This window comes from Bradyrhizobium sp. (assembly GCF_049581145.1).
Classification (GTDB): Bacteria; Pseudomonadota; Alphaproteobacteria; order Rhizobiales; family Xanthobacteraceae; genus Bradyrhizobium.
On sequence record NZ_JBAURI010001102.1, the window covers coordinates 1 to 6288 of the forward strand.

Sequence of the window (6288 nt, forward strand, 5' to 3'; positions counted from 1 at the left end):
AATGCACTTCCTGTTGATCGGTCCGAGACGGCGAGGGCACGAATTCGGGCGCGGCTGGACGAGATCATCCGCATGCCGCGGATGTTGTGCGGCTTGGCCACCGGCAACGACGACCCGGCGCTCGCGGATGCTGCCGTGACCGGCTATTGTCTTGCCGAAGGCAGTGGCGCGGCGGCGGTCGAAACCGCGCGCGGCCGGCTCTATCACCATGTCGACCTTGGTGCGGACGGCCGCGTCAGAAGATTCCAGTACCTGGCACCGACCGAGTGGAACTTCCATCCCCGCGGTGCGCTGGCGCGGATGCTGCGCGGCTCGGTGCTGGAGCTCGGTGGTGGTGGCCGCGCCGGAGTCGAGCAATTGATAGCCGCCTTCGATCCCTGCGTCGGTTGCGCGGTGACGGTCCGGGAACTCGCGGATGCATGAAATGGCGTTGTGCGAAGGCGTAATAGGCATCATCGAGGCGGAGGCCCGGCGGCAGTCGTTCTCCCGGGTGACGACGGTCTGGCTGGAAATCGGCGCGCTCAGCCAGGTCGAGCCCGATGCCATGCGATTTTGCTTCGACGTCGTCGCAGCGCACTCGGTCGCCGCCGAGGCGAGGCTGGAGATCATCCGGTCTCCTGGTGTTGCCTGGTGTATGACCTGCGCCAAAACCGTGGCCGTTGAGCGACGCTACGACCCCTGCCCGTGCTGCGGCGGCTGTCAGCTGCAAATCACCGCGGGCGAAGAAATGCGGGTCAAAGAACTGGAGGTTGCCTGATGTGTACAGTGTGCGGTTGCGGCAATGACAAAGCGACCATCGAGGCCGGCGCGTCACATCACGCGCATGATCATGACCAGGATCATGTCCACCATCATCACCATGGTGAGGACGGGGCCCATGATCAAGGTGATGCTCACAGCCACGGGCATTCGCATGCTCACGCACATTCTCATGGTAGCCATAGCCACCATCACCATCATGGGCACGGTGCGGGTGATCACGACCACGACCATCCCCATGATCACGGCCACCGTGACCACCACCACAATCATCACGAACATGCCGATGGCGCGGCGGGCGAAACCATCCATTACGGTGGTGGCCTTGCCGGCGTGCATGTCGCCGGCCTGAGCCAGCAGCGCATCGTCCAGATCGAGCGCGACATTCTCGGCAAGAACGCCGATCTGGCCACCATCAATCGCGCGCGCTTCGCCAAGGCGCGGGTGTTCGCGCTCAACCTCGTTTCGAGCCCGGGCGCCGGCAAGACCTCACTGCTGGTGAAGACCATTTCCGATTTGAAGCATCGCCAGCCGATCGCCGTGATCGAGGGCGACCAGCAGACCTCGAACGACGCCGAACGGATCCGCGCCACCGGCATAGCGGCGGTCCAGATCAACACCGGCAAGGGCTGCCACCTGGACGCCTCGATGGTCGGCGCCGCGTTCGATCGGCTGCCTCCGATCCCTGATGGACTTCTGTTCATCGAGAATGTCGGCAACCTGGTCTGCCCGGCGGCGTTCGATCTCGGCGAGGCGCACAAGGTCGTGGTGTTCTCGACCACCGAGGGCGAGGACAAGCCGCTGAAATATCCGGACATGTTCGCAGCCTCCAGCCTGATGCTGATCAACAAGATCGACCTGGTCCCGCATCTCGATTTTGATCTGGCGCGGACCATCGAATATGCAAGACGGGTCAATCCTCGGATCGAGGTGCTGACGGTCTCGGCCCGAACCGGGGAGGGCATGCCCGCTTTCTATGCCTGGATCGCCAAGCGCGCCGCGGCCTTGGCGGCGGACGTTGCCGCCGAGTGAGACACGGATGACAGTCGCGCAGCACAGCATTCCATCCACGCCGCGGCTGCGTGTCCGTGTGCGCGGAACGGTGCAGGGCGTCGGCTTCCGGCCCTATGTCTATGGTCTGGCGCGGCGTTACGAGCTCGGCGGCTTTGTCTGCAACGACGCCGACGGCGTGCTGATCGAGATCGAGGGCGCGCGCGTGCCCGAATTCGTCCGGGCGTTGCGCCGCGAGGCGCCGCCGCTGGCGCGGATCGATGCGGTCGAAACCGAGACTGCCGCTGCCTCGGGCGATACGCATTTTGCGATTGCGGCGAGTGGCGAGGGCCCAGCCACGACACCGATCGCGGCCGATGCGGCGACCTGTGAGCGCTGCCTCGACGATCTGTTCGACCCGTCGAGCCGCTTTCACCTCTATCCGTTCGTCAATTGCACCGATTGCGGCCCCCGCTATACGCTGACGCGGCGTTTGCCCTATGATCGGCTCAACACCTCCATGGCGGCGTTTTCGATGTGCGCCGACTGCGCCGGCGACTACCGCAGCCCCGGCAATCGCCGCTTCCACGCCGAACCGATCGCCTGTCCGAACTGCGGACCAAAGCTCAGTCATGGCATCGACGACATCGTGGCTGCACTGGTCGGTGGCAAAATCGTCGCGGTCAAGAGCCTCGGCGGCTTTCAGCTATTGTGCGACGCCCGCAACGAGCAGGCCGTCGCCAGCTTGCGAGCGCGCAAGAACCGCGATGCCAAGCCGTTTGCGGTCATGGTAGCGTCGATCGCTTCCGTCGATGGCATCGCCGACAGCGATGCGATCGAACGCCAACTGCTGGGATCGATCGAGCGGCCGATCGTGCTGTTGAAATCGCGCTCCGCCCTGGCGGCGTCGGTCGCGCCTGGCCTGGCGCATCTTGGCGTGATGCTGCCCTATACGCCGCTGCATCATCTGCTGTTTCACGCGGTCTTCGGCAAGCCGGACAAGCGGGCCTGGCAAGATGAGGCATGCGACCTGGTTCTGGTTGCGACCAGCGCCAATCCGGGTGGCGAGCCGCTTGTGATCGACGACGATGATGCGCAGCGCAGGCTTGCCGGGATCGCCGATCTCATCGTCACCCATGATCGCGCCATCGTCGTCCGCGCCGATGACTCGGTCGCCGTCGTGATCGACGGCGCACCGGCGTTGATCCGGCGCGCGCGCGGCTATGCACCGCGACCGATCAGGCTGGCGCGCGACGTTCCGAGCGTCCTCGCCGTCGGTGGCCATCTGAAGGCGACGGTGACGGTCACGCGCGGTCGCGAAGCGTTTGTGTCGCAACATATCGGCGATCTCGGTTCGGCCGACAGCATCCGGTATTTCGAACAGACCGTGGCGCACTTGCTGGATATCCTCGACGTCGAGCCGGTGGCCGTCGCGCATGATCGTCATCCCGATTATGCCTCGACGCGGTTTGCCGAAGCGCAGCGATGGCCGGCTCTTGCGATCCAGCATCATCACGCCCATGTCGCCGCGATCGCAGCTGAGAACGGTGTCGAAGGGCCACTGCTCGGGCTGGTGCTCGATGGTTTTGGCTATGGCGAGAACGGCGCGAACTGGGGCGGCGAGCTGTTGCTCTGCGACGATGCGAGCTTCACCCGCGTCGGGCATTTGTCGCCGCTGCCGATGCCGGGAGGCGATATCGCCGCGCGCGAACCCTGGCGGATGGCGGCAGCGGCGCTGCATGCGCTCGGTCGTGACGACGAGATTGCTGGTCGCTTCGCAGGTCATCGCTATGCGGGTCAAATAACGCAGTTGCTGCGGCAGCAGTCGGCTACGCCTGCGACCACCAGCGCCGGCCGGCTGTTCGACGCCGTGGCGGGTCTGTTGGGGACGAGCGTGGTGCAGCACTATGAAGGCCAGGCGGCGATGGAGCTCGAGGCCCGGGTGCGCCGGGTCCGGGTCGATCGCGCCGGCTGGACCATCGACAACGGCGCTGTCAGCTTCCTGCCGTTGCTGGAGCTGCTGGCGTCACCGGGGTTCGATGCGACCGTCGGCGCCGAATTGTTCCACGGCAGTTTCGCCGCCGCGATGGTCGATCTGGTCACGCGCGCCGCGAACGCGCATGGCCTCGGCGCGGTGGCACTGGGCGGTGGATGCTTCCTCAATCGTGTCCTGGCCAAGGAAATGCGCGCAGGCCTGCTCGCCGCGGGAATCGAGCCTCTGACCGCGCGCGCGGTGCCGCCCAACGATGCCGGCCTCAGCCTGGGCCAGGCCTGGGTCGCAGCCGGCATCCTCAACCAACAACACGTCCGCGCCAGCGGCGCATTGATCGGGAGTCGACCAGAATGTGTCTAGCCATTCCTGCGGAGGTGACCGAGCTGCTGCCCGACGATATGGCAAGGGTCATGATGGACGGCGTCGGCAAGGTCGTCTCTGTGGCGCTGATCGAAGATCTCAAGGTCGGCGATTTCGTCATCATTCATGTCGGCTACGCCTTGACCAGAATTGATCCGGATGAAGCGCAACGGACCTTGGCCCTGCTGGCTGAACTCGGGGCTGTCCAGTCGGAGTTCTTGTCATGAAATATGTCGACGAATACCGGAACGGTGACATCGCCCGGACCTTGGCAGACGTGATCGCATCGGAGGTGGTGGATTCCAGGGGATACCGCTTCATGGAGTTCTGCGGCGGCCACACCCATGCGATCTCGCGCTACGGTCTCGAGGACCTTCTGCCCGGCAGCATCCGGATGATCCACGGTCCGGGCTGCCCGGTCTGCGTGCTACCCGCGGGACGGATCGACATGGCGATCCGACTGGCGGAGCAGCGCAACGTCACGCTCTGCGTCTACGGCGATCTGATGCGCGTGCCGGGATCTGGGCGTTCGTCGCTGCTGCGTGCCAAGGCGCGGGGCGGCGACGTTCGCATGATCTACTCGACGCTCGACGCCATACGGATTGCCGAACAGGAGCCGAACCGCGAGGTGGTGTTCTTTGCAATCGGATTCGAGACCACGACGCCGCCGACGGCGATGGCAATCCGGCTCGCCGAAAAGAAGCAGCTGAAGAACTTCACGATCTTCTGCAATCACGTGCTGACGCCGCCGGCGGTCCAGAACATCCTGGAAAGCCCCGATATTCGCGAGCTGGGCCGGGTCGAGATCGACGGATTCATCGGGCCGGCCCATGTCTCTACCGTGATCGGCACGCAACCCTATGAAGGTTTTGCCGACAAATTCGCCAAACCGGTGGTGATAGCCGGCTTCGAGCCGCTGGACGTGATGCAGTCGATATTGATGCTGGTGCGGCAGGTCAATGAGGACAGGCACGTGGTCGAGAACCAGTATATTCGCGCGGTCACCCGCGATGGCAATCTGCGCGCAAAGAGGGAAGTAGCCGATATTTTCGAATTGCGGGACCAGTTTGAATGGCGCGGCCTTGGCCTCGTCCCCTGCAGCGGCCTGCGGCTGAAGCCGGCCTATGCGGCGTTTGACGCCGAGCGTCGCTTCGATATGCCCGAACTGACCGCGGCGGACAATCCGGCCTGCGAATGCGGTGCGATCCTGCGCGGGGTCAAGAAGCCGATCGATTGTCGGTTGTTCGGCACGGTGTGCACGCCGGAAACCCCGATGGGCTCCTGCATGGTGTCCTCGGAGGGTGCCTGCGCAGCGCACTGGAGCTATGGCCGTTTCCGCGACATGGAGCGGAGAAAAGCCTCATGAGCAGCGGAGCCTTCAGGGGCAAACTCGATATCAGGAACGGATGTGTCGATCTCTCGCACGGCTCCGGCGGCCGGGCGATGGCGCATCTGATCGCTGAGGTGTTCCACGATTCCTTCAGCAACGACTGGCTGGCGCGCGGCAACGACCAGGCGGCATTTGACATCGCCGCCGGCCGCATGGTGATGACGACCGACGGCTATGTGATCTCGCCGTTGTTCTTCCCGGGCGGTAATATCGGCTCGCTTGCGGTCCACGGCACCATCAACGACGTGGCGATGGCGGGGGCCCGGCCGCTGTATCTGTCAGCCAGCTTTATCATTGAGGAAGGCTTCCCGCTTGCCGATCTTAAGAAGATCGCCGATGCGATGGGAGCGGCGGCGCGCGAGGCCGGCGTGCCGATCGTCACCGGCGACACCAAGGTGGTCGAGCGCGGCAAGGCCGATGGCGTGTTCGTTTCCACGACGGGCATAGGCGTCGTGGCTGCCGGCCTCGATCTGTCGGCCGAAAAAGCCAGGGCCGGCGATCGCGTGCTGCTATCCGGCACGCTCGGCGATCACGGCATCGCGGTCATGTCGGTGCGCGAGAACATGACCTTCGAGACCGATCTGACGTCGGATTCCACTGCGCTGCATGGCTTGGTGGCGGACATGATGGAAGCCGGCGGTCCCGGCATAAGGGTGATGCGGGATCCAACCCGGGGCGGCCTCGCCGCGACCTTGAACGAACTGGCGCAGCAATCCAAGGTCGGCTTTCGCCTCGATGAGGAGGCGATTCCGGTGCGGCCGGCGGTGGCCGCAGCCTGCGAACTGCTTGGTCTCGA

Annotated in this window: 7 protein-coding genes; all 7 read left to right on the top strand. The window is 64.7% G+C overall.

What is annotated here, in order from left to right:
• Nucleotides 1-423: nickel-dependent hydrogenase large subunit (locus WCB02_RS35445; protein WP_423966072.1), on the top strand; the 423-nt coding region annotated here is incomplete at its 5' end.
• Nucleotides 416-757, top strand: a complete 342-nt coding sequence (hypA, locus tag WCB02_RS35450) for a hydrogenase maturation nickel metallochaperone HypA (RefSeq protein ID WP_423966075.1) — start codon at nucleotides 416-418, stop codon at nucleotides 755-757. The genes WCB02_RS35445 and hypA, both read left to right, overlap by 8 nt.
• Nucleotides 757-1791 carry a hydrogenase nickel incorporation protein HypB gene (gene hypB / locus WCB02_RS35455; RefSeq protein WP_423966078.1) on the top strand — a complete coding sequence of 345 codons (1035 nt, stop codon included), beginning with the start codon at nucleotides 757-759 and terminating at the stop codon, nucleotides 1789-1791. Before hypA ends, hypB begins: the two co-directional genes overlap by 1 nt.
• Nucleotides 1792-1798: 7 nt before the next feature.
• Nucleotides 1799-4102, top strand: a complete 2304-nt coding sequence (hypF, locus tag WCB02_RS35460) for a carbamoyltransferase HypF (RefSeq protein WP_423966080.1) — start codon at nucleotides 1799-1801, stop codon at nucleotides 4100-4102.
• Nucleotides 4093-4329: a HypC/HybG/HupF family hydrogenase formation chaperone gene (locus WCB02_RS35465; protein WP_423966082.1), complete on the top strand. Its 237-nt coding sequence runs from the start codon at nucleotides 4093-4095 to the stop codon at nucleotides 4327-4329. The genes hypF and WCB02_RS35465 overlap by 10 nt, the downstream gene beginning before the upstream one ends.
• Nucleotides 4326-5468, top strand: coding sequence for a hydrogenase formation protein HypD (gene hypD / locus WCB02_RS35470; RefSeq protein WP_423966084.1), 1143 nt, complete (start codon nucleotides 4326-4328; stop codon nucleotides 5466-5468). The genes WCB02_RS35465 and hypD overlap by 4 nt, the downstream gene beginning before the upstream one ends.
• A partial coding sequence (gene hypE, locus WCB02_RS35475; RefSeq protein ID WP_423966086.1) for a hydrogenase expression/formation protein HypE occupies nucleotides 5465-6288 on the top strand: 824 nt, incomplete at its 3' end. The genes hypD and hypE, both read left to right, overlap by 4 nt.